A 352-nucleotide genomic window follows, 5' to 3' on the forward strand; every position below is an offset into this window, starting at 1 on the left:
TAGTGCACGCCGTCCTGTTTCTCGATCGCAACTTCGTGGCACGCCTCGAGGACGCGCTTCAGGAGCTTGCGGCCGGCAGACAGGCGGTCGTTTATCTGGGCAATGGCGGCAACTACTACACGCCAAGGTCCAAGCTGACAAAGGGCAGATCGCTCTATCCTGCGAACCATAGTCGCTGCACGGATTCCTACATCTTGACTCGCTCCGCCGCGCAAGCGCGATGCAACTGGTTCGACCGAAACGAACTTAATCTTCCAATCGATATTGCGGTAAATGACTGCGACAAGGCCACCGGTACGGACATACTGTGGTTCGAGCGCCCTATCGTAGAACAGGGCACGCACAACGGCCG

Annotated in this window: 1 pseudogene; it reads left to right on the top strand. The window is 57.7% G+C overall.

Features of this window, described 5'->3' with window-relative positions:
- Positions 1-352, top strand: a pseudogene (locus EN824_RS35505) (hypothetical protein); the annotation flags it as partial.

This window comes from Mesorhizobium sp. M8A.F.Ca.ET.181.01.1.1 (assembly GCF_004792025.1).
In the GTDB taxonomy this organism is placed as follows: Bacteria; Pseudomonadota; Alphaproteobacteria; order Rhizobiales; family Rhizobiaceae; genus Mesorhizobium.